At 28.2% G+C, this 24,147-nt stretch carries 23 protein-coding genes; 19 read left to right on the plus strand and 4 right to left on the minus strand.

Annotated features, from left to right (window positions below; all coding sequences use genetic code 11):
- Nucleotides 1-12 precede the first annotated feature (12 nt).
- Together LB076_RS10140 and LB076_RS10145 are read right to left on the minus strand one after the other, a co-directional pair.
- Nucleotides 13-858 (minus strand): IS3 family transposase, encoded by an 846-nt coding sequence (locus LB076_RS10140; RefSeq protein ID WP_099092434.1) that lies wholly within the window; start codon nt 856-858, stop codon nt 13-15.
- Between the two features lie 50 nt (nt 859-908).
- Nucleotides 909-1,220: a transposase gene (locus LB076_RS10145; RefSeq protein ID WP_066337192.1), complete on the minus strand. Its 312-nt coding sequence runs from the start codon at nt 1,218-1,220 to the stop codon at nt 909-911.
- An 855-nt stretch (nt 1,221-2,075) separates the two neighbouring features.
- Between LB076_RS10145 and LB076_RS10150 the strand changes: the two genes are divergently transcribed.
- The 8 genes from LB076_RS10150 (at nt 2,076) to LB076_RS10185 (ending at nt 10,142) form a co-directional block, all read left to right on the plus strand.
- Nucleotides 2,076-2,630, plus strand: a complete 555-nt coding sequence (locus tag LB076_RS10150) for a GNAT family N-acetyltransferase (protein ID WP_066337151.1) — start codon at nt 2,076-2,078, stop codon at nt 2,628-2,630.
- 176 nt (nt 2,631-2,806) lie between these two features.
- Nucleotides 2,807-3,058 (plus strand): nicotinamide mononucleotide transporter, encoded by a 252-nt coding sequence (locus LB076_RS10155; RefSeq protein WP_066337153.1) that lies wholly within the window; start codon nt 2,807-2,809, stop codon nt 3,056-3,058.
- Between the two features lie 856 nt (nt 3,059-3,914).
- Nucleotides 3,915-5,423, plus strand: a complete 1,509-nt coding sequence (locus LB076_RS10160) for a S41 family peptidase (RefSeq protein ID WP_070786784.1) — start codon at nt 3,915-3,917, stop codon at nt 5,421-5,423.
- A 186-nt stretch (nt 5,424-5,609) separates the two neighbouring features.
- Nucleotides 5,610-6,242 carry a hypothetical protein gene (locus LB076_RS10165; protein ID WP_157776684.1) on the plus strand — a complete coding sequence of 211 codons (633 nt, stop codon included), beginning with the start codon at nt 5,610-5,612 and terminating at the stop codon, nt 6,240-6,242.
- Between the two features lie 779 nt (nt 6,243-7,021).
- Nucleotides 7,022-7,669 carry an outer membrane beta-barrel protein gene (locus LB076_RS10170; protein WP_078055309.1) on the plus strand — a complete coding sequence of 216 codons (648 nt, stop codon included), beginning with the start codon at nt 7,022-7,024 and terminating at the stop codon, nt 7,667-7,669.
- 200 nt (nt 7,670-7,869) lie between these two features.
- Entirely contained in the window at nt 7,870-8,436 is a 567-nt protein-coding gene (locus LB076_RS10175; protein ID WP_141672839.1) for a hypothetical protein, read from the plus strand.
- Nucleotides 8,437-8,586: 150 nt separating this feature from the next.
- Nucleotides 8,587-9,447, plus strand: a complete 861-nt coding sequence (locus tag LB076_RS14080) for a hypothetical protein (protein WP_232505648.1) — start codon at nt 8,587-8,589, stop codon at nt 9,445-9,447.
- A gap of 2 nt (nt 9,448-9,449) precedes the next feature.
- On the plus strand, nt 9,450-10,142 hold the full coding sequence (locus LB076_RS10185) for a hypothetical protein (RefSeq protein ID WP_066336531.1): 693 nt from the start codon (nt 9,450-9,452) through the stop codon (nt 10,140-10,142).
- Between the two features lie 1,061 nt (nt 10,143-11,203).
- Here the strand turns inward: LB076_RS10185 and LB076_RS10190 are convergent.
- A complete protein-coding gene (locus LB076_RS10190; RefSeq protein ID WP_099092434.1) occupies nt 11,204-12,049 on the minus strand; it encodes an IS3 family transposase in 846 nt (281 codons plus the stop codon).
- A gap of 50 nt (nt 12,050-12,099) precedes the next feature.
- A complete protein-coding gene (locus LB076_RS10195; protein WP_066337192.1) occupies nt 12,100-12,411 on the minus strand; it encodes a transposase in 312 nt (103 codons plus the stop codon).
- Between the two features lie 1,067 nt (nt 12,412-13,478).
- Between LB076_RS10195 and LB076_RS10200 the strand changes: the two genes are divergently transcribed.
- The 11 genes from LB076_RS10200 to LB076_RS10245 all read left to right on the plus strand — a co-directional run bounded on the left by LB076_RS10200 (nt 13,479) and on the right by LB076_RS10245 (nt 23,962).
- Nucleotides 13,479-14,039: a hypothetical protein gene (locus LB076_RS10200; RefSeq protein WP_070786786.1), complete on the plus strand. Its 561-nt coding sequence runs from the start codon at nt 13,479-13,481 to the stop codon at nt 14,037-14,039.
- Nucleotides 14,040-14,263: 224 nt separating this feature from the next.
- The gene (locus LB076_RS10205) at nt 14,264-14,896 is read left to right on the plus strand and encodes a hypothetical protein (RefSeq protein ID WP_141672843.1); all 633 of its coding nucleotides are present in this window, start codon (nt 14,264-14,266) and stop codon (nt 14,894-14,896) included.
- Between the two features lie 165 nt (nt 14,897-15,061).
- Nucleotides 15,062-15,397: an avidin-fold protein gene (locus LB076_RS10210; RefSeq protein ID WP_176699290.1), complete on the plus strand. Its 336-nt coding sequence runs from the start codon at nt 15,062-15,064 to the stop codon at nt 15,395-15,397.
- On the plus strand, nt 15,394-15,708 hold the full coding sequence (locus LB076_RS10215; RefSeq protein WP_066336624.1) for an antibiotic biosynthesis monooxygenase family protein: 315 nt from the start codon (nt 15,394-15,396) through the stop codon (nt 15,706-15,708). The genes LB076_RS10210 and LB076_RS10215 overlap by 4 nt, the downstream gene beginning before the upstream one ends.
- Nucleotides 15,709-15,872: 164 nt before the next feature.
- Entirely contained in the window at nt 15,873-16,499 is a 627-nt protein-coding gene (locus LB076_RS10220) for a hypothetical protein (protein WP_066336626.1), read from the plus strand.
- Nucleotides 16,500-16,678: 179 nt separating this feature from the next.
- Nucleotides 16,679-17,770: a hypothetical protein gene (locus LB076_RS10225; RefSeq protein ID WP_141672844.1), complete on the plus strand. Its 1,092-nt coding sequence runs from the start codon at nt 16,679-16,681 to the stop codon at nt 17,768-17,770.
- Nucleotides 17,771-17,979: 209 nt separating this feature from the next.
- Complete coding sequence (locus LB076_RS10230; RefSeq protein ID WP_070786782.1) at nt 17,980-18,993, plus strand: IS30 family transposase; 1,014 nt, start codon at nt 17,980-17,982, stop codon at nt 18,991-18,993.
- Between the two features lie 122 nt (nt 18,994-19,115).
- Complete coding sequence (locus LB076_RS14135; protein WP_257785931.1) at nt 19,116-19,241, plus strand: hypothetical protein; 126 nt, start codon at nt 19,116-19,118, stop codon at nt 19,239-19,241.
- A gap of 76 nt (nt 19,242-19,317) precedes the next feature.
- Nucleotides 19,318-20,367: a site-2 protease family protein gene (locus tag LB076_RS10235; RefSeq protein WP_066331926.1), complete on the plus strand. Its 1,050-nt coding sequence runs from the start codon at nt 19,318-19,320 to the stop codon at nt 20,365-20,367.
- Nucleotides 20,367-21,458 carry a lysophospholipid acyltransferase family protein gene (locus tag LB076_RS10240; protein ID WP_066331929.1) on the plus strand — a complete coding sequence of 364 codons (1,092 nt, stop codon included), beginning with the start codon at nt 20,367-20,369 and terminating at the stop codon, nt 21,456-21,458. The genes LB076_RS10235 and LB076_RS10240 overlap by 1 nt, the downstream gene beginning before the upstream one ends.
- Nucleotides 21,455-23,962, plus strand: a complete 2,508-nt coding sequence (locus LB076_RS10245; protein ID WP_066331931.1) for a TonB-dependent receptor domain-containing protein — start codon at nt 21,455-21,457, stop codon at nt 23,960-23,962. Before LB076_RS10240 ends, LB076_RS10245 begins: the two co-directional genes overlap by 4 nt.
- Nucleotides 23,963-24,147: the final 185 nt, after the last annotated feature.

The following is a 24,147-nucleotide window of genomic DNA, read 5'->3' on the forward strand; positions in this document are numbered from 1 at the left end:
TTCGATTATTATTTATGCGGTTAATTTTTTCATCAAAATTAGATGCTTATCCTGGTTCCATTTCTCTATTGGGGTAATGCGTCCTAAAAGTCCATGTAGCCTAGTATTATTATAGAAAATCACATATCTTTTTAGTATTAGTTCAATTTCTCCAAAAGTTCTATAATCAACTCTTTGGAACACTTCTTTTTTTAGTATTCCATGATAGGCTTCAATATGTGCATTTTCTTCTGGTGTTGCTACATGGGTAAATTCTTGCTGAACTCCAATGAGTCCAAGGTATTCCCGAACTCTTTTGGCAATAAATTGACTTCCATTATCACTTCTTATCACAACATTTTCAGGGTATTGGTATTCTAAAAATAAATCAGAAAGCAAAGCGATTACTTTGTTTTGTTTTATAGAAAAAGAGAAAAAATCCTTTAATATTCTGCGAGTATGAACGTCTATTATAGATAGTAAATAAGCGTTTTTACCTACCTTTGGGATCCAAACCATCTTAATATCCATTTCTAAACATTCAAAAGGTTTAGTGGTTTTAACTTTTCTATATTTTACAAATTTACGACCAGAACCACTCCTGTTTATTCGGTTTTCTAGTTTCAACAAACCCTCTTCTCTCATAATTCGATACAACTTTTTAGGATTAATTAAGTACCCCTCTCGTTGTAAATAGGAAGTCATTAAACGGTAACCGCAGTCAATAAACTCATTACTTAAAACATCTTTAACAGATTCAACAACAGTATCTTGACTTACATATCCTTGATGTTTATTAAAGGTAAATTCACTAGGTTTAATACCTTTCTTACCTGAGCTTGGTCTTCTATAATAACTACTTTGAACCATGCCTACCATAGCAATAATTTTAGTTTTACTAATCTTATGTTTACTATAAAAACTATCTACTAAATCTTTCTTGGATCGGATGTCCCAAACTTTTTTTTTAAAAGTTCACGCCCGATTTCTAATTCGATTTCCTTGTTAGCTAATAATTTGCGTAGAATTCTGTTTTCTTCCTCAGCTTGCTTTAGCTCTTTACTACTAGTGTCATAAGTTACTTTTAAACCTGCTTCTCCCTGCTTCTCGTGTTTCTTCTTCCAGCTATACAAAGTGCCAGTGCTAAGGCTGTATTTACGGCAGGTTTCAACGGCTCCTAATTCTTCTGAAAAGGATAGGATTTCTAGCTTTTCTTCTAAACTCCATTTCTTGTATTTCATATCTCAAATGTACTATTTGAAATTTAAAATATCACTCCGAACTATTAAGGGGCTAAAATAGGTATTCCGAAGAATACTATTTATTTGGTGATTTTTACAAAGCAATTAGTTACAAAGACAAAACTAAAAAAGAAAAAATTCTAACTTATTATGGTTCAAATTATGGTTGTATATCAATAATCTTATTTCCTATTTTTATCCTTATTAACTTACTAACGAGATTTGGATTATTTGGAAATAAGATTGTGAAAAATATAAAACCAATAATTGAAATCTAAAAAGTACTACTGCCAACAGCCGTTTCTCGCAATTGCGAATTTTGTGGTAAGTTCACGTTTTCGTTTCGCAAGAATTTTTATCTTTAACAGAAAATATAAAGTTCCGAAGTTCGCAACTGACGAGAAGCGGCGGAACGTTGGTGGCAAGCTCAAAACAGAAGAAACTCAAACGATTGAAAAACAGTAATTTAAATTAAATTTTACATTCAAAATGTGACTTTCAGTTATGAAGCTTTGAAATTAAAAATATTAAAATAGATGTTTATCTATAGAGATTTGAGAAGCGAAACTTGACAAACAAACTGAAGAAAAAAGCTGAATAAACGAAACTTGAAAAGCAAAACTTGAGAAACAAAACTGACGAAAAAGCTGAATAAATGAAACTTGAAAAGTATAAACGTAAAAATTGGAATGAATAAAGAGCCAGCCACCAACACACGTCTGCAACAATTTGCGAATTTATTGGAATTAGCGTTTTTTATCATATCTTCGTTCAGCCGAAAATACTCGTCTTCGTAAATCGCAAACTGCGCGGGGCGCGAGAACGCTGTAACCAATTAAACCGAACCACTAAATAATGATAGATTTTAAGAAAAACATCCATTCTGAAAGGGTTATTTTAAGACCAATGGAACTGAATGATTTTGAGCAAATGAAAAATTTGACAAAAAATTCACAAATGTGGTATTATTTCACATCTGACCTTTCAAATGAAGAAACCTTAAAAAAATGGATTGAAAGTGCTGTAATGGATTTAAAAGAACATAAATCTTTACCATTTACAATCACTAACGCAGTAAATAACGAAATTATTGGTACAACTCGAATAGGAAATCTATCCGAAGTAGATAATCGAGTTGAGATTGGTTGGACTTGGATTTCTGAAAAGTATCAAGGAACTGGAATTAATGGACACGTGAAAAATTTATTATTTGAGTTTTTATTTAAGGAAACAAAAATTTTGAGAATTGAATTCAAAACTGATGTACTGAATATTCCTGCAAAAAAAGGAATGGAAAAAGTAGGACTTGTTGAAGAAGGAGTTTTAAGAAGTCATACATTAATGACTAATAATCGTAGACGTGATACTGTTTATTATAGTATTTTAAGAAATGAATGGAAAAACAAATAACTGGTTACAACACCGTATAAAAATAATTCCGGTTTTAGTGCTTAATCAAAGGGCGTTGCGTGTTTGTAATGTCTGATTTTCCGAAGGAAAATCAGACATTACAAAGCATAGCTCCTTAGATTCACGAGAATTCAAGAATCTAACGTAATTTTTAACTTACATTATTTTATAATTTTATGGCAAACATATTTGAATATTATTTAGTTGACTGGCTCGGAATATCGCTTAGTCTTTTATCAGTTTATCTGTTAGGTAATAAAAATAAATGGGGATTTATAATTTTTGCTATTTCAAATGTGGTATGGATTTTTCTAGGATTTGTTTTAATGAACAGTTTAGGTACAGCAATTGGAAATGCCGTATTTCTAGTAATCAATATTCGTGGATACATAAACTGGAAAAATTTACCCGAAGAAAAAAGTTGTTGATTATTAGACATAGCTGATGAATTCGGATTTTAGCAGAAGATATTCTTTAATGAATTTTAGAATTTCATCTAAAATCTTCTCCAATATTTTGAAATGTAGAAATCTTAAAATAAAAATTGAGTTGAATTTACATTGCCGAAAAAAAGAAACTTTAACTGAACTATTGATGCAAAAAAGTTTTGTCAAAAATTAAATTTAACTTTGATAAAAGTCAAAAAAGAAGCTGTTTTAAAAGTAGAAAACACTAAAATAAATCTTTGTCTAAATTAAAATACAGACCAAAATTAACACAAACTGACAAGTTTGAGACATATTGCTACGCGCTGTAACACACGTTTCTAAACATTTGCGAATTTAGTGGAATTAGCGTTTTTTATCATATCTTTGTTCAGCCGAAAATACTCGTCTTCGTAAATCGCAAACTGCTGCAAGCGCGAAAACGTTGGTGGCAAACTCAAAACAGAAAAACTCAAAATACTGAAAAACAGTAATTTAAATTAAATTTTACATTCAAAATGTGACTTTGAATTGCGAAGCTGTGAAATTTGAAAAAATATTAAAGTTGATGTTTATCTGTAGAAACTTGACAAACAAACTTGAGAAAAGAAACTTGAGAAAAGAAACTTGAAAAGCGAAACTTGAAAAGCGAAACTTGAAAAGCGAAACTTGAAAAGTATAAACGTAAAAATTAGAATGAATAAAGAGCCAGCCACCAACACACGTCTTGCACCATTTGCGAATTTAGTGGAATTAGCGTTTTTTATCGTATTTTCGTTCAGCCGAAAATACTCGTCTTCTTAAGTCGCAAACGGCGCAAGGCGCGAGAACGTTAGCACCAATTTTAGAAAACCGAAAAATGACGAAAATAACAACACTTTTTTTAATATTTTTTATTTCATTTTGCACATTCGGACAATCAATTGATGAGCGGTTTACCCAGAAGAAAATGAAACAAGATTTTGAAATTTTTAAACAAATATCAAAGCAAACAAATTCAGGGCTTTATAAATACCGAACCAAACAACAGATTGATAGTATTTATAATTGGGGAAATCTTCAAATTGAAAAGTTAATAACTTACAGAGATTTTTATAATCTAATTTGCACAATTTCAAATTTTGAAGGAAGTGTACACAATAATGTTTCTTTGCCTAAAAAATATGCCGAAAATTTGAAAAATGAAATTTACGGCTATTTTCCATATCCTATTAAATGGATTGATGACAAGTGGCTTATAAATATTGATAGTGAACAAATTCCTTTGGGTGCAGAAATTATTGAACTAAACGACACAAAAATAGAAAAAATTATTCCTGAACTTTATAAATATTATTCGACCGATGGAAATAATCTAACAGGTAAAAGAATAGGTTTAATGACTAGTTTTTCAAAGTATTACAGACTTCATTTTGGCTTAACTCAAAACTTCAAAATAAATTATGTAAATCCAATTTCAAAACAGTTAGAAACAAAAAATGTAGAAGGTGTTGATTACAAAACATATATAGAAAACTTTCGTAAAATGCATTCAATGTCTGTTGACCAATATTATTATGCAGATTTAAAAGAAAATCAAAAGTATAAATACAAACAGTTGGATTCAATTACTGGAATTCTAACTATTCAAACTTTCGATATGGGAAATGAAACAACAAAAGAACATTTAAAATACAATCAATTTTTAGACAGTATTTTTGCAGATATTAAAACAGAAGGATTGAAAAACTTAATCGTTGATGTTCGTAACAATGGTGGCGGAACAGACCCAAATGATTTGATAACATATTCATATTTAACAAATAGAAAATTTCAAGAAAATATTCAAGCGTGGATAAGCTTTAACAAAATTCCAATGTTAAAATACATCGACCATAAAGTTCCGAGTTTTATAAGACCTTTATTCATTGGTAAATTTAATAAAGAATTTCAACAAATTTTCCCACAAGAAAAAAATGGTAAGTTTTATCAAGATGAAAATTCGGACGACCATAAAATTAGAACCCCAAATCAAAATGCCTTTACAGGCAATGTTTATCTTTTAACAAGTCCAAGAATTGCATCAGCAGGAAGTCTTTTTGCAGCAATGCTAGCGGGTAATGAAAATACAACAACAATTGGAGAAGAAACAATGGGAGGTTATTACGGACACAACGGACATACATCATTAGAATATAAATTACCAAAATCAAAAATCATTATACAATTTTCAGTAGTAAATTTAGAACAAGATGTTCCGAAAAAAGAAAATCAAAAATACAACAGAGGTATTATTCCAGATTATAATATTACTCAAACTTTTAGTGACTTCCTAAATAATACAGACACGCAAATTAATTTTACTTTGAAACTAATTAAGAAAAAATAAAAACTGGTGCTAACAGCAGTTTGGCAAAATGGCGGGTTCGGTGCTATATTGAACATTTGGTTTTCAAATAAACATTAGTGCTAAAATGAAAGTAAGTGCTTCTAAATCCGCCACTTCGCCAAGCAGCGAAACGTTGCAAGAAACCTTATGACAACAAAACGTAAAATTAATAACAAAAAAACAATTATGAAAAAAACAATTATTTTGACTATCATTATTTTATTTTCAATCAATTTGCATTCACAGAATGTTAAAGCCACATTAGAAATGAAAAATAATATTACACAAACAGGTTATGTTAGTTTAGTAAGTATGTTTGATAAAACAGTTTTATTTAAAAAAAATGAAGATTCAAAAAAGGAAAAAATAAATTCCGAAGATGTTTTGAAAATTATATATGAAATTGATGGAACAAAAATAACTGCTGAGAAAAAAAATATAATTGATTTGAAAAAAAATGGCGAAAAGAAAATTATTACAAAACTGCATTGGTTATATAAAGTTTATGATAAAGGATTGGTTGTATATACAACTTCTTTATCTTGGGGTGATGTAAATAAACATGTTGGATACATAAATGAAACTGACCAGTTTTTTTATTTAAGTAAAAAAGATAGTGATGAAATTTTTTACATATATTACAAATCGGGTATGCAAAGTATTAGTTTGACAAGTTTAGAAGGATATATTAATAAAGTATCAAAATATTTATTTAATGAAAGTTGTAACTCATTTTGTCAAAATATTGAAAAAAATGATTTTAAAAGAAAAAATGCAATTTTTGAAATTGTAAAAATATACGAAGAAAGTTGTAAATAGAAAGGCTTCTTGCAACAGCAGTTTGCAGAAATGGCGGGTTTTGGGCTTAATTTAAAGTTGGTTTTATAATTGCAAAATCAATGTTTAACCGAAAGTTTAGGCTTACTTAATCCGCCACTTCTGCAAGCTGCAAAACGTTGTAGGCAAGTTGCGCCCAAATCGCACATAATTAACCTTTTAATTAAGAAAAAACTGTTTATAATTTTAAAGTTTAGAGTTCTTAATTCCTAAAAAAGCGTATAAAAATGGATTCTTAAAATCCAAAAAAAAGGTTCTGTTGTAGTATTGCTTAAAAACAGAAAATAATCCAAAACAAAATAATGACATAAACAGCTTGATTTGCGGTTTACAGAGTGATTTTTAAAACAAGAAAATCCCAAATTTGAAACGCAAACGGCATTTTACCAGCTTGACGGAAAGATTAAATGAGTATAATTTGTTCCTTACAAAGTGATTATTCAAATAAGAAAAACCTCGGATTTAAATCTTAAAAAAAAATCAACAACGAAAATTAAAAAACTGAAATAGAGTAATTTGCTCTTTAAATAGTGAGAATCTAAATAAAAAAATATCGAATTTAAAACCAAAAAATGTTAGCGTTTTTAGGTTTGGGAAGAAAACAACCAGCCTACAACAATCGTCTTAACTAATTTGCAGATTCTCTGGAATTACCGTTTTTAATTGTATATTCGTTTCGAAGAAAAACACCCGTATCCAAAGCCTGCAAACTAGTTAAGGCGGGAACGTTAACTGTTATCTTACAAAAAAAAAGTTCCGCTATGAAACGATATTTAACCTTACTTCTATTCTTATTGACTCTCAATTTATTTTCACAGACTGAAAATAAAATCTTTATGGGTGCTGAAACAGGAATTAATATAAATCAATCGGACTATGTTAATGACACTCAAAATATCACGATGCAAATAGGAATTTTAGGCGAATATCTTTTAAATAAAAATTTTAGCATAATGGGAAAATTAAAATATTATGAAAGTACCGTAAAGTTTAATTATTCACGAATTACAGGAACTAATTGGTTGGGGAATCAATATCAATTTATTGATGCGGAATATAACGGGAAGATACTAAGTATTCCATTAACTTTAAATTACAATTTTAAAATTCACAATAAGTTATCGGGCAGTTTAAGAATTGGACCTTCGTTAAATTATGAATTATCAAGTAATTACAATTATCCAACAGAAGTGAATAAAGATTATAGTACAACTTTTATAGGATTAAACGGTGGTTTTAACCTCAATTATGACATTGGGAAATCTATCATTTTTTTTGGATTTGAACCATATTTTGGAGCAAAAAGAGGTTCAACTTCAGGAACAGATTTTAACGCAGTTATGCAAACTCAAAACTATAAAATGGAAAATATTCTATTAAATATTGGAATAAAATATAAACTCAAATAAAGACAACAGTTAACCGCCGTTTAGCAATATGGCGGGTTTAGGCTTAATTTAAAGATGGTTTTGTACTTGATAAATTAGTCATTAACCGAAAGTTTAGGCTTCCTTAATCCGCCACATCGCCAAGCGGCCAAACGTTAGCGGTAATGCGTAGAAAAATGAGAAAATTCAGCTATTAAAAAGTTAATAATCCAGTTGGAATTGTGAAAACATTAATGCAAAAAAAATTAAGAATATATACTCCAAACAGTTCATTTAAAGTTGATAGACGCTTATTAAGTCTATTGCTTTTATGGACAATTGTGTTTATACTTTATACAGTGAAATCAAAATTTCCTTCATCTGAAGAGAACTTGGAAACTCTGGGACTTTTCTTTGTAATAATTGCTTTTCTATATTCTCTTTTTTTTATTACAAGTAACTTTTTTTTACGTGAAACTACAAATGGAAAATTTGAGGGCTATTTAATAATAGATTCTGAAAAAATTATTTGTAATCTTGATGTTTATACACTTTACGAAATTGAAAAAATAAGTATTTTAAGTGATTATTTTTACGGAAAATTTAACGGCAACACTATAGCTTGGCAACGCAAAAAATCAAATGGAGTTAAAAATTATATTGAGATACATAAAAAAGATGGAAAATATAAGAAATACTTTTTCCTTCAAACAAAGACAGAAAATATAGAAATGTTTACAGATGAACTTAGAACTTATTATCGATTTGGAAAACTAGGAGAACAAAATTATAAAAATATAGTAGAATAAAGCACTACCGCTAACACACGTCTCAAGCAATTTGCAGATTCTGTGGAATTACCGTTTTTAATTGTATATTCGTTATGAAGAAAATAATCGCATCTAAAAGCTGCAAACTGCATGAGGCGCGAGGACGTTAGCAAATATTAAAAATAAACTATGAAAATATTCAAAATTTTATTCTTTTTTTTATTAAGTTTTAACCTTCATTCCCAATGTTGGTTTAATAATATGTTAGTAGATGTTGCGAATGGTTCTAATGATTTTAAGCTTTTTTTTAAAGATGCTACAACTAGTCATTATGATGCTTACAAATATTTATACAATGGGAATTTAGAAAAAACAAAAGTTGATTTATTAACTTCCTTAGTTAATGATTTAAACAATACTAAATACGAGCTAAAAAAAATATTTGATAGCGACATTTCTGAGATTGAAATATGGAAAAAAATTAAAGACGACCCTTTTTATGCTGGTGAATTCATAAAAGAATCAACAGACACTAGATGGCTAAAATGGAAAGACCGAGAATTTTTTAAGGTAGTCACTAAAAAAGGAAACTATTTTGAAATAGCTATGCTAAACAAAGTTAAAACAAAAACTGGTCCAGAATATGAAAAACTTCTAAAAGAAATTCCAGATATTGGAGAACGAAAACTTATTAGTCAAATGCAGTTTTGTTTACCAGGTTTTAAAATTCCATGCAAAAAAAAAGGAGAATATTTTATAGCTGACCAAGTTTGGATAAAATATGATAATCGTGGTAGAATTCAAGATATGGTTGTTGTCGATGCTAAACTAAGCGAAGGTACTGCATTAACAAGTGGACAAACTGCTGCAAAGAATCAATCTGGAAAAGGAAGTTTGGCTTATAAACCAATAGATTCAAAAATTAAAGATGAAACTTCAAATCTAGACCTTCCTGATGAAATAAATCAAGGAATTCTTATTGAAATAAAGAGTTTTTATAAATTATTTGGAGATGGAAACAGTAATTTTGTAGGTTTAAAAAAGTTATAAATATGGAACTAAGCAAAAAATTCCTTAAAAGCTTAATTTTAGGTAAAATAAAGCAAAAATATAATGTTAGTTATGGAGACACAGACTATTTAATTTATAATTTTAAAGATAAGTTTTATTCTGTTGAATTTAGATTTAGAATTCAATATAGAAGGTTACTAACTTTTGAAGGGTTTTCGATTTTCTCGTCAAAAGAAATTGAGAATGAAGTATCAAATATTATAATTGAAGAATTGAAAAAATATTATATTCAATATTTCTATTTTAACTCTAAGAAATTCTACAAAACTGACTATGATTTTTCTCAAGAAATTTTATCCGAAATACATCTAGAAGAATTTTTAAACGAATTCGTAAAATGCTTAGAATATCACGAACAAAAAGTCTTCCCAAAACTTTTAGATATTAATTTTTTAGCAGAATATGTTGGTTCCGTTTCATTTGAAAATCAATTAGATATTCCTGTTGGTGGTCAATATCCAGTTAGTGTTTTTAAAAAACTTGCTATTTTAAAATGGGGAAATCAAGATGAAAAATATTTAGAATATAAAAAAGGTCTATATGATTTCATTTTAGAAGATTTAGAAAACCCTAAATACAAAGGAGAAGCAAAATTTTACTTAACAGGTTTTAATAAATTAGTTAATCATTTAGAAAATGAAAAAAATCCATTTATAGAAAATAACATTTGCTAACACCGTATATAATTTATTGCTAGTTCCAACTTACTTACGAAAATTATCACGGATTTTCTATTCGGTTTTTATTTACTAAATTAGGTACTTAAACCACGCAACAAACCATATACAAACACGTTATGGGCTAGTTTTGCCCATTTTGCGCAGATAAAGCCGTTTTTATAAGAAAAAACTGTTTATAATTTTAAGGTTTAGAGTTCTAAATTCTTTAAAAAGCGTAAAAAAACTGGATTCTTAAAAGCCAAAAAAAATATTTTGTTGTTTAAAGAGTGTTATTTAAAAACAGAAAATTATCCAAAACAAAATAATGACATAAAACAGCGTGATTTGCGGTTTACAGAGTGATTTTTAAAACAAGAAAATCCCCAAGTTGAAGCGCAAACGGCATTTTATCCACTTGACGAAAAATTAAACGAGTGTAATTTGTTCCTTACAAAGTGATTTTGCAAATAAGAAAAATCTCGGATTTAAATCTTAAAAAGGGATTTTATCAGCGTCACTTAAAAATTAAAAAAGAGTGATTTGTTCTTTACAAAGTGAGAATCTAAATAAAAATAATTTCGAATTTAAAGCCAAAAAATATTTGCGTTTTTAGGTTTGTGAAGAAAAAACCAGCCCATAACAATCGTCTTAACTAATTTGCAGATTCTGTGGAATTACCGTTTTTAATTGTATATTCGTTATGAAGAAAAACATCCGTATCCAAAGCCTGCAAACTAGTTAAGGCGGGAACGTTATGGGCTAGTTTTGCCCATTTTGCGCAGATAAAGCCGTTTTTATAAGAAAAAGCTGTTTATAATTTTAAAGTTTAGAGTTCTTAATTCTTAAAAAAACGCAAAAAAAATGGATTCTTAAAAGCCAAAAAAAATATTTTGTTGTTTAAAGAGTATTACTAAAAAACTGAAAATAATCCAAAACAAAATAATGACATAAAACAGCGTGATTTGTTGTTTAAAGAGTAAATCCGATAATAAGAAAACTCCCAAAGTTGAATCGCAAACGGCATTTTGTTTTGACCCCTATAAAACAAGAGTATTATTGTAAATTTCGATTATTATTTATGCGGTTAATTTTTTCATCAAAATTAGATGCTTATCCTGGTTCCATTTCTCTATTGGGGTAATGCGTCCTAAAAGTCCATGTAGCCTAGTATTATTATAGAAAATCACATATCTTTTTAGTATTAGTTCAATTTCTCCAAAAGTTCTATAATCAACTCTTTGGAACACTTCTTTTTTTAGTATTCCATGATAGGCTTCAATATGTGCATTTTCTTCTGGTGTTGCTACATGGGTAAATTCTTGCTGAACTCCAATGAGTCCAAGGTATTCCCGAACTCTTTTGGCAATAAATTGACTTCCATTATCACTTCTTATCACAACATTTTCAGGGTATTGGTATTCTAAAAATAAATCAGAAAGCAAAGCGATTACTTTGTTTTGTTTTATAGAAAAAGAGAAAAAATCCTTTAATATTCTGCGAGTATGAACGTCTATTATAGATAGTAAATAAGCGTTTTTACCTACCTTTGGGATCCAAACCATCTTAATATCCATTTCTAAACATTCAAAAGGTTTAGTGGTTTTAACTTTTCTATATTTTACAAATTTACGACCAGAACCACTCCTGTTTATTCGGTTTTCTAGTTTCAACAAACCCTCTTCTCTCATAATTCGATACAACTTTTTAGGATTAATTAAGTACCCCTCTCGTTGTAAATAGGAAGTCATTAAACGGTAACCGCAGTCAATAAACTCATTACTTAAAACATCTTTAACAGATTCAACAACAGTATCTTGACTTACATATCCTTGATGTTTATTAAAGGTAAATTCACTAGGTTTAATACCTTTCTTACCTGAGCTTGGTCTTCTATAATAACTACTTTGAACCATGCCTACCATAGCAATAATTTTAGTTTTACTAATCTTATGTTTACTATAAAAACTATCTACTAAATCTTTCTTGGATCGGATGTCCCAAACTTTTTTTTTAAAAGTTCACGCCCGATTTCTAATTCGATTTCCTTGTTAGCTAATAATTTGCGTAGAATTCTGTTTTCTTCCTCAGCTTGCTTTAGCTCTTTACTACTAGTGTCATAAGTTACTTTTAAACCTGCTTCTCCCTGCTTCTCGTGTTTCTTCTTCCAGCTATACAAAGTGCCAGTGCTAAGGCTGTATTTACGGCAGGTTTCAACGGCTCCTAATTCTTCTGAAAAGGATAGGATTTCTAGCTTTTCTTCTAAACTCCATTTCTTGTATTTCATATCTCAAATGTACTATTTGAAATTTAAAATATCACTCCGAACTATTAAGGGGCTAAAATACATTTTATCCGCTTTACGGAAAAAATTAAATGAGTGTAATTTGTGTTTTACAAAGTGATTATTCAAATAAGAAAAATCTCGGATTTAAATCTTAAAAAAAATCAATAAGGAAAATTAAAAAGCTGAAATAGAGTGATTTGTTTTTTAAAGAGTGAGAATCTAAATAAAAAAATCTCGAATTTAAAGTAGGAATTTGTTTGTGTTTTTAGGTTTATGAAGAAAACAACCAGCCTACAACAATCGCCTTAACTAATTTGCAGATTCTGTGGTATTATCGTTTTTAATTGTATATTCGTTATGAAGAAAAACATCCGTATCCAAAGCCTGCAAACTAGTTAAGGCGGGAACGTTATGGGCTAGTTTTGCCCATTTTGCGCAGATAAAGCCGTTTTTATAAGAAAAAACTGTTTATAATTTTAAAGTTTAGGGTTCTTAATTCCTAAAAAAACGCAAAAAAATGGATTCTTAAAATCCAAAAAAAAAGATTTTGTTGTTTAAAGAATATTATTTCCAACCTGAAAATAATTCAAAACAAAATAATGACATAAAACAGCGTGATTTGCGGTTTACAGAGTGATTTTTCAAACAAGAAAATCCCAAAAGTTGAAGCGCAAACGGCATTTTATCAGCTTTACGAAAAAATTAAATGAGTGTAATTTGTGTTTTACAAAGTGATTATCCAAATAAGAAAAATCTCGGATTTAAATCTTAAAAAAAATCAATAAGGAAAATTAAAAAGCTGAAATTGAGCGATTTGTTGTTTAAATAGTAAGTCAAAAAAATAAAAAATCTCGAATTTAAACCTAAAAAATGTTTGCTTTTTTTAGGTTTGTGAAGAAAAAACCAGCCCATAACAATCGTCTTAACTAATTTGCAGATTCTGTGGAATTATCGTTTTTAATTGTATATTCGTTATGAAGAAAAACATCCGTATCTAAAGCCTGCAAACTAGTTAAGGCGGGAACGTTAGTGGCTATTTTACTGCAAAAAAAACACATAAAAATAAAATGGAAATAATAGATTTGAATAAAACGGTAGGAAAATCAATCCAAGAATTTTATGAAGAAAATGACTTTGGAGAAGACGGCGGAATTAATTCGAAATTCGCCTGGATAAAGTTTGGTTTCTTTTCAATTCCAATTCCAAACTTTGAAAGCAGAAAAAATAATGTCTATTTGCACGACATTCACCACATAATTACTGACAACAATACATCTTGGAAAGGCGAAAGTGCTGTATCTGCTTGGGAAATTGCCTCAGGAGGATGGGGTAACTTTTTAACACCTTGGCTTTTGACTCTTTGGGCAATGGGTCTAGGAATTTTATTTCACAGAAAATCTACCTTAAAAGCATTTGCAAATGGACTCACTATGAGAAATTCGATAACTTGTGGAATGACAAAAGCAGAAATAAGTAATTTAACCGTTGCAGAAATTAGAGTAAAAGTTAGCAATCAAAATAGTACTAACAAAAGTCCATTATTTTGGTCAATAATTAGTTTAATCATCTTTTTTCTACCATTTTTTCTTGGCGGAATATTATTAATTGGAATAATAAACTTATTTTAGAAGTAAAATTGAAACAAAAACTGAAACAGAAATAGAAAAAAACAGCCACTAACAGCGGTTTGCAAAAATGGCGAAATATGTGGTTAATTCACGTTTATCTTTCGCAAGAAATTTTATTTTAGCCGAAAGATCTCGGTTACGAAATTCGCCACTTCTGCAAGCCGCGACACGTTGCAAGAAACCTTATGACAACAAAACGTAAAATTAATAACAAAAAAACAATTATGAAAAAAACAATTATTTTGACTATCATTATTTTATTTTCAATCAATTTGCATTCACAGAATGTTAAAGCCACATTAGAAATGAAAAATAATATTACACAAACAGGTTATGTTAGTTTAGTAAGTATGTTTGATAAAACAGTTTTATTTAAAAAAAATGAAGATTCAAAAAAGGAAAAAATAAATTCCGAAGATGTTTTGAAAATTATATATGAAATTGATGGAACAAAAATAACTGCTGAGAAAAAAAATATAATTGATTTGAAAAAAAATGGCGAAAAGAAAATTATTACAAAACTGCATTGGTTATATAAAGTTTATGATAAAGGATTGGTTGTATATACAACTTCTTTATCTTGGGGTGATGTAAATAAACATGTTGGATACATAAATGAAACTGACCAGTTTTTTTATTTAAGTAAAAAAGATAGTGATGAAATTTTTTACATATATTACAAATCGGGTATGCAAAGTATTAGTTTGACAAGTTTAGAAGGATATATTAATAAAGTATCAAAATATTTATTTAATGAAAGTTGTAACTCATTTTGTCAAAATATTAAAAAAAATGATTTTAAAAGAAAAAATGCAATTTTTGAAATTGTAAAAATATACGAAGAAAGTTGTAAATAGAAAGGCTTCTTGCAACAGCAGTTTGCAGAAATGGCGGGTTTTGGGCTTAATTTAAAGTTGGTTTTATAATTGCAAAGTCAGTGTTTAACCGAAAGTTTAGGCTTACTTAATCCGCCACTTCTGCAAGCTGCAAAACGTTAGCTGTTATTTTAGAAAACCGAGATCATGAACTATAACGACAAAATATTTAGACCAATAAGTAATACTGAAAATGGGGAAACTTCAATCGAAACCATTTTTCATTACAAACAAATTGAAAATGTTTTGACTTCCGAATACTCGGGTGGAAAAATTAAATATGGACATCTAATTGGTTTGGTTGACAAAAACGGAAATATAGAAATGCGTTATCATCAAGTAAACGACAAATGCGAAATTATGACAGGAATTTGTTATTCAATACCAGAAATTCTTGAAAATGGGAAAATTAGACTTCACGAAAGTTGGGAATGGACTTCAGGTGACAAATCAAAAGGACAATCAATAATTGAAGAAATATGATTTTAGAAGTAGCTATATTAAATGTAAAAAGTGGACAAGAAGATAACTTTGAAAAAGACTTTTTGATAGCAGGACAATATATTAGTTCTATTAAAGGGTATTTGAGACACTCACTGCGAAAATGTTTGGAACAGAAAAATAAATACATTTTACTTGTAGATTGGGAAAATTTGGAGGACCATACAATTGGATTTAGACAATCAGCAGAATATTTGGAATGGAAAAAGATTTTACATCACTATTACGATCCGTTTCCGATAGTTGAACATTACGATATAATAATTGAAAACGAAAATAAAAACAACAGCTAACAGCCATTTTGAGCTAGCTGGAATTTAGTGGAATTACCGTTTCGCATCAAGTTTCGTTAAGCAGAAAATTGAGAGATTACGAACTTCCAGCCATCTCAAACTGGCGAAACGTTGGCGGATATTTTGAAAAAAAAAATCGTAAACACAAGAAAATCAATTAAATAATGAAAAGTTTATTATTAATATTATTAGTTTCTTTATCATTTACGAAATGTAAAAATATTTCAGATGAACCAGAGTTTAATTCTTCTAAAATTAAAGACATAAGTGAAATTGTCAAAACCGTGATTTTAGAAGACAGTTTAAATGTTTTAAAAAATGATAAAAAAACTAAAATGTTTTGCGAAGATTTAATTAAACTTGACATATATATTCCTGAAAAAAGAAAAGACAACGAACCCATTCCTCCTCCACCTCCGCCTTCTTTCAATAACATTTCAATTCAAAATTTATTGAATAATAAAATAGAAAATCAAATATTTTTTACATCTAAAGATTCCTTGTATTTACTTAAACAAAATCTAAATCCGCAAAAACTGAAAATAGAAAAAGAAATAGTTGAGAAAATTAATTTAACGTCAAAAGAAAAAGAGATTAATAAAAAGGGAAAAGGCGAATTTTATAATTTCTATGAAATGACAATACCAATTTTTTCATCTGATAACCAAAAAGCTTATGTAGAATTGAATCATTATTGTGGAAGATTATGCGGAAGTGGAAAATCTATATACTTGAAAAAAATAAATGGAAAATGGAAAATAGTAGATAAATGGAGAACTTGGATAAGTTAAAAAAACATCCGCCAACACACGTTTGTGGCTATTGCGGAATTTAGTGGAATTATCGTTTTTAAATCGTATTTTCGTTCAGCCGAAAATACTCGTCTTCGAAGTCCGCAACAGCCACAAGCGCGAGAACGTTGGCAGAAATGGCAAAAAAACGGGGAGAATTCAAATAATAAATACATTAAATGACAAAATTTAAATTTTCAATACTATTAATTTTATTTTCACTTTCATTAATGTATTCACAACATAAAATAAGAGAAACGTTTTCAGAAAAGTTCGTCCCATTTGTTGAAATTTATTCGGAAAAAGGTGATTTAATTGGTATCACTGATATAAAAGGTGTAATTTCTTCGGACTTAGAAGATAAAATTCGAACTTCCAAAACAACTAATCTATCTTTTGTAAATAGTTTGTACGTAACAACTGCGTTAAGTATTGAAGAATATAATAACACACAAATTATATCTTTGAACAAAGTTTCCATAGAATTAAGGGAAGTTGTAATAACTAAACCTAAAATCTATAAATATTTGAAATTAAAAGGATATTTTAGAAGTCTACAAATTAATGAAGATAGACCACATTATTTTATTGATGGAATTGCTGAAATATATATTTCATTGAAGTCAGGAAAAGCAAAATTGAAAATTATTTCTAATCGTTCATTTGAGAACAAGTCAGTAAAGCAATTAAGTAAGACTTTCTTTTTTATGGTTGCAGGTGTTCCAACATTTAATAAATTTTCAAATTTTGAAAATCTAAACGCTGAATATAATATAAAAACAGTAAACAATTTACAAACAAATATTTTAGACCAAGAAACAAGCCTTAAAAAAGGAACAATTGCAACAGAAAATAATAAATCTAACTTACAATTAGAAATCATTTCACAATCAAAACCTAAAATAATGAAAGCATTGGGAATGGAAACGGATTATAATAATTACACCATAAATTCGATTTATGAAAACAATGAAGTCAAAAAAATAAATTTAGAAAATATTATTTACTATAAAGAAATGAGAAGTTATAATATTAAAAGAAAGAAAAATGACAAATTTCAAAAAGTAGAAGCGACACACGAATTTTTCTTAATTGAAAAAGAAAACGTAAATGAATTAGGAACAAAACAGTTTGATAACTTTTACTATTTTAAAAGACCAAGTAAATTTGAAGAAAATTATTGGGAGAAAGTCGATAATCCGTATTTTCAATCTTTACCGAAATCAATAGAGAAATATATTGAAGAAAATTTAATGCTAATTGAAAAGTAAATAAAGCCACTATCTGCCAACAGCCATTTTGAGCTAGCTGGAATTTAGTGGAATTACCGTTTCGCATCAAGTTTTTGTTAAGCAGAAAATTGAGCAGTTACAAATTTCCAGCCATCTCAAAGTGGCGAAACGTTGGTGGCAAGTGTAAAAAAAAATGGAGAATTCAATAACCTAGCGCAACAAATGATAAATTTTATCTTTGTTGAATTATGGAAAAAAAGTACAAGCGATTATCCTTAGAAGAACGTATTATAATTGAGACATTACTTAAGGAAAACAGGACCGAAAACTACATTGGAAAGCAATTAAATCGAAATCGATCTACCATAACCCGAGAAGTAAATCTTTGGGTAAGAAACCCAACCGATATTTACAAGGCTGATTTAGCACATTGGTATGCTTTAGAAACCAATAAAAACAAAAGAACTCAAGACAAAATAAATTCATATCCTAAACTTAAGATATTCGTTTACAGAAGCTTATTAAAAGGAACGAGCCCTGAATTAATGGCTGGACAAATCAAGTTATTATATCCAAATGACCCTATCATGTCTATTTCTTATGAATCTATATATAAACATATTTATAGGTCTAGGCAGTCTACTTTAGGCAAAAAACTAATCAAACTCCTCCCCTATCATCATCACAAAAGACGAGACAAAAGAAAATTTGGTAAAAAAAGAACACGGATCAAAGACCAAGTCAGTATTGACCTAAGACCTATTGAAATTGAAAAACGTCTGGAAGCAGGGCACTTAGAAGGTGATTTGATGATTGGTGTCGGACACAAAAGTGCCATTGGAACCATCGTAGATAGAAAAACTAGATATGTTATTATTGTACCAATCAGCAACAGAAAATCAAAAACAGTAACTCATGAATTTGCAAAGCTGTTAAATAAACATCCTCAATACCTCAGAAAAACAATGACTTACGATAACGGAATGGAAATGGCTAATCATAAATGGCTCTCTGAAAAGACTGGAATGGATATTTATTTTGCACATCCTTACTCCTCATGGGAAAGAGGCACAAATGAAAATACTAATGGACTAATTAGAAGGTTTTTACCCAAAGGAACCGACTTTAACACAATAACTACTGAAGAGCTGAAACGAATAGAAAACAACCTAAATAACAGACCTAGAAAGGTTTTAGGTTTCAAAACACCTAATGAAATGAGGAACCAAGAAATTAATAAAATCAGTAACACACAGGCTTAATTTTGGAAATAACTTTTGGCTCCTTAAAAAGCCAAAAAAGTTATTCTAAAATTAAGCACATTATCTAAGAAAAATACTAAATTTGATTTATTAAAAATAACTAACGATGTTGCGCTAGACCCTTGAATCCGCCTAATTCAGAAATTTTAAAAGGTCTTTCAATTGAAGAATTGCAAGAAAGAAATGAATTTACAGCAGCAGGTGCAGCAGGTGCTGAAGGCGCTGCTTGTGTAATTTGTTCTTGCTAAGAAATTAGTGATTTTACACAAAAATTTAAGGGCGAGAATACTCTCGTCCTTATTTTATAAATTTACAATAATTAAAATGTACAGTAAAATAGAAATATATGATACCGATTTTAAAGATAAATATCTTCTAAAGCTAGAAGATAAAACAATGTATGTTGGATTTTTAATAAAAGAGATTGTTGAACTTCTAAAAGAAAGCAAAACAATAAACCAAATAATTAATATACTAAATAAGAAGTATCAAATAACATTAAATGAAGAAGACATAAATGAAATCATTACAAATAAAATCAATAATTTTCTTTCACAGAAGCAACCAACAACATTAGTAAAACTTTTTAAAATACTTGAACCAAGTAAATTTATATTTCCTTCATTTGTAACCACAATTTTTGATAAAAAAATATTTTATTCTTTTTTTTCTATAGTCTTACTCATAAATTTATTCTTTTTCTTTACAAAAAAAAACCAACCACTTACAACTACAATAGATTGGTTAATTTGGAGTTTTTTGTTAATCATTGTCTTGATACTTCACGAATTAGGACATACAGTTTCTGCTCAAAAATTCAATGTAAAAGTTCACGAACTTGGTTTTGGTATTTATTCCATTTTTCCTGTTTTTTATGTAGATTTAGGAGAGTCTTGGAAATTAAACATTGAAAAAAGAACAATTATTAATTTTTCAGGGATTTTTATTCAATTAATTTTAGGGTGTTTTTTCTACATATTATATCTTATCCAACCTGAAGATCCAATTTTTACACACATATTTCACGCAAATTTTTTCATAATTATATTAAATCTAAATCCATTTCTAAAATTTGATGGATATTGGATAATTTCAGATTTATTAAATGAGAAAAATTTGATGGAGAAATCAAATAATATTCTAAAAAAAATTATTGCTTTTAAAAAAGTAAAAGAAAAACAAACAGTAATTTTTTATTCAGTATTTAGATTATTATTTATAATTTGGTTAATATATATTATCGCAAATAGCACGTTCAAATTTATACTTAAACTGATAAACAACGATAGCATAAAATGGAATGACTTTATTCCAATTGTATTATTAACATATTTCATTTATAGAATGCTAAAAAATAAATTTAAAAAATCATAATGAACTTACTAAACGAAAAAATAATAATAAAAGAAAAAATTCATAATCCAAGTAAACAAGAAATAGATGATAAAACATATGGTTTCTCATTGTTTTCTGCAAATATTAACAAGTTTATACCTAATATAAAACGAGAGAATTATAAAATTCTATTTGAAAAATTCATATACCATAAGGCATTATCTGGTTTAGAACAATATTGTATGGATTATTTAAAATCTGTAAATATTGTAAATCACAGTAACATCTCGCTTTCTGAAATTACACAAAGCTCGCCATTAATTTTTGCTTCTTTTCATTTTGGTTCATTCAGATTATATAATTCAATTTTATATGAATTAGGTCATAAAATTGTTATAATTATTGATGAAACAATAATGAATTTGCAAAAAGATGATTTATTATTCAAAGTTAAACCTCTTTTAAAATCAAAGAAGAGTTCTGATTTCATTATTTTGAGTGTTCATGATAAAACTTCTATTTTTAAATTAAAACAATTAATTTCAGATGGTTATATAATGAGTGTCTATCTTGATGGAAATACTGGAATTAATGTTAAAAGTCAAAATTTTGACAAAAGCTTTATTTCAATAAAATTTTTAAATCAAAAAATTTATGTTAAAAATGGCATTTCAAAATTAGCATTATTACTTGGTGCACATATTATTCCTGTAATTTCATATAGAGATAATAATGAAAATAGTTTTATTGAATTTCACAACGAAATTAAAATTGAAAATTTTAAAAATAAAGAAGAATTTATATCAAAATCTATTGAAATTTCATATAAATATTTAGAAAATAAAATTTATCAATTCCCTGAACAATGGACTTCTTGGCTAACTATTCATAATTTGTTCATGAGGAATATAACAACACCATATACAAAAAATGAAAAAGACAGAAATGAATTTAATGCTAATAGGTTTACAATATTTGTTGTGAAAAGTTCTTATTTCATTTTTGATTTATTTGATTATCAATCATATCCTATAACTCTGGAATTATCAAAAGCATTAGAAAATAATAATTTTTCAGAGATTGATGGAACATTGTTAGAAGAACTAAAAAATAAAACTATCATTCATTGAAAAACATATTCTTTACATTATTCGTCTTATTTTCTATAAAATCATTTTCACAAAACAATATTGTAATTGGTTCTAAAATTAGAACCGAGAGTGCTTGCGATACTGAAAATACCGAAAAAATAGTTTTACTTGAAATGAAAACAGGTGATAATTACAGAACCGTAAAAAAGTTTGTAATAAAAAATTGCTTAAATTATTATACTTTTTCCAAATTTTTAGGAAGTTTTAAAGTTACAATCAATTCCGAAAATTACCAATCTAAATCTTTAGCCTTTGAAATTCAAGCCACTTCTAAAGATACATTAATGCTAGACGAAGTCGTATTACAAAAACAAGTTGTAACAAATTTAGAGGAAGTTACAATTATGGGAATACGAAAAGATTTTATTAAAGTAGAAGCAGACAAAACAACCATTGCAGTAAAAGACAATGTTATGCTTTCAGAAGGTAGTGCATACGATGCAATGCTCAAACTTCCAAGCGTATTACTTGACCCAAATGGGAATGTTATGTTAAATGGCAAAGCAACAACAATATGGATTGACGGACAACCAAGTGGATTGTCAGGACAAGATTTGGTTAATTTTCTAAATAATCTACCCGCAAATATTATCGAAAAAATAGAAATTATATCCAATCCCGGAGCTTCGTATGATGCCGATACATCTGGAGGGATTATAAATATTATTACATCTGCAAAATCAATGAAAGGTTTAAGTGGAACTATAAATACTTATTACAGTAGAAGCAGATATAATAAATTTGGAACTTCAATTACCTTAAACGGAAGAGTAAAAAAAATAGGTTGGCAACTTTCTAGTGGCATTAGTGGAAACAATAGTGATGAGAATAAAAAAATGACAAATCAATTTTTAGATTACAATCCTAATGTAATTTTAAATCAAAATTATTTTACCAAAAGTAATAACAAACCATTTTTTTTAAGAACATCCTTTGATTACAATATGAATAAAAAAACTACTATTGGATTTAAATACAACTTAAACACCAATAAAAATAATCCACAAACTACAGGAGATTTAACAAGTAACAATGTCGTACCAAATTTTAATTTCAACAGTTATAGTATTCCGTCTGAAAAAAATAATCAAAATGAAATAATACTTTACTACAAACAGAAATTAGACACATTGGGTCGAGAATTAAATATTTCAACTAACTGGACACGATTTGAAAAAAGCAAATTCAATGCGGTAACACAAACTACAACAATATTACCGTCAACAAATTCAAATTCATATAGCATTAATAATAATGATTTGAATATAGAAACTAAATATTTAAAAGCAGACTTAACCTTACCATATATTAAAAGTAACTTCACATTAAATACAGGTGTGAAATTATCACATAGTAAAGTTAATTCAAATGGGGTGTACAATCTAAATAACACAAATAGTAGTATTTTAAACAATCCCATTTATAATGATGAACTGCGTTTTAATTTCAATCAATCTAATTATGCAGTGTATGTCGAAGCAAGAAAAAAAATAAATAAATTAAGTTTAAATGCTGGCTTGCGTTTTGAAAATTATGTTATAAAAAGTGAAATCGAAGACAAGAATTCAAATTATGACAGAACTTTTACAAATTTATTTCCAAGTGCAAGTTTGTTATATGAAGTTAATAAAGCAACCGATTTTACACTCTCGTATACTAGAAAAATAGAACAGCCAGGTTATACAGAACTTGACCCAAATTTGAATGGTTTTTTTGATAATTTTACAAGTATTCAAGGTAATCCAAACTTGCAACCTAATTTTTATAATAATTTTGAAACAAAATTATCACTCTTAAAATACGCATATATAGGTTATAATTATAGTTATGCAAAAACAGAAAATTTATTAATTGTAGAAAATATAGGAAATCTTAAAACAACACAAACTTATAAAAGCTTTGAAGGATTAAGAAACTCCAATTTATCAATTGGATTACCCATTCCGTATGCTATTTTTACCGAGGGTACTAAATTCTTCAAAAAAAGAATAAACATTGATAAAACAAGTTTTTTATATCTAACAACAGGATACAATTTTTATAAAATCAATAATGCTGAAGAATATATAAGCGAATTTAAACCCAACTTTTATTTTATGAGTTATTCGCAAATAATATTACCGTTTGAAGTTAAACTAGGTCTTAATTATTCCTATGTATCAAAAGGGACATATCAAATTTATCAAATAAACAATCCTATTCAAAAATTAGATTTAACACTGAATAAATCATTTTTTAATAACGCATTGAAAGTTACATTTAGTGCAAGAGATGTTTTCAATACTTTCAAAACAAATGCACTTACCCAGTCAAAAAACATCAATGTTGATTATTTATTAACTAGAGATAATCAAAATTTTAGAATTGGTTTAAGTTACAATTTTGGAAAATTTTCTGCATTACATAAACAAAAAGAAACACAAGATGAAGAAGAGTTGAAAAGAATTGAAAAGAAAATTGATATTGGACCAAAAAATAATTAATAAAATAAAAAATAGAAGTGCTGAAAACAGATAATCGAAAACAAAAGAAAAATAAAGGCATCACATAACCGCCCTTTGGCAATATGGCGGGTTTAGTGGAATTGCCATTTTAAATAACGTTTACGTTCAACCGAAAGTACTCGTTTTCAAAAGTCCATAACCTCGCTAAGTGGTATTACGTTAGC

It is taken from the genome of Flavobacterium crassostreae (assembly GCF_001831475.1).
GTDB lineage: Bacteria > Bacteroidota > Bacteroidia > Flavobacteriales > Flavobacteriaceae > Flavobacterium > Flavobacterium crassostreae.